Source organism: Rhodoplanes roseus, from assembly GCF_003258865.1.
In the GTDB taxonomy this organism is placed as follows: domain Bacteria; phylum Pseudomonadota; class Alphaproteobacteria; order Rhizobiales; family Xanthobacteraceae; genus Rhodoplanes; species Rhodoplanes roseus.
This window is the reverse complement of record NZ_NPEX01000893.1, coordinates 1-258: the sequence shown is the minus strand read 5'-3', so window position 1 is coordinate 258 and position 258 is coordinate 1. Positions and strand designations below refer to the sequence as shown.

Genomic DNA, 258 nt, shown 5'->3' with positions numbered 1-258 from the left:
GAATAAAGGCGAGACCGACATTCTGGCCCTGGCCGCCGAAGCCGAACCCGACCTCCGTCATCACGCCGGCGACGTTGTCCGTCTCATCGTCGAGGAAGTAATCCTGCACCTGACGCATCACGCGCCACGTTCGCTCCTGGGTCGCGCCGGCAGGAAGCTGCACGCTGGCGATCAGGATGCCCTGATCCTCGTCTGGCAGGAAGGAGCTCGGCAGCTTTGTGAAGAGATATCCGGTCGCCCCCGCGATGACGAGGAAGA

Annotated in this window: 1 protein-coding gene; it reads right to left on the bottom strand. The window is 63.2% G+C overall.

The genetic code is table 11. The annotated features are described in order from the left end of the window. Positions 1–258 (bottom strand): efflux RND transporter permease subunit (locus tag CH341_RS32890; protein ID WP_146604806.1); only part of this gene is annotated, 258 nt, incomplete at both ends.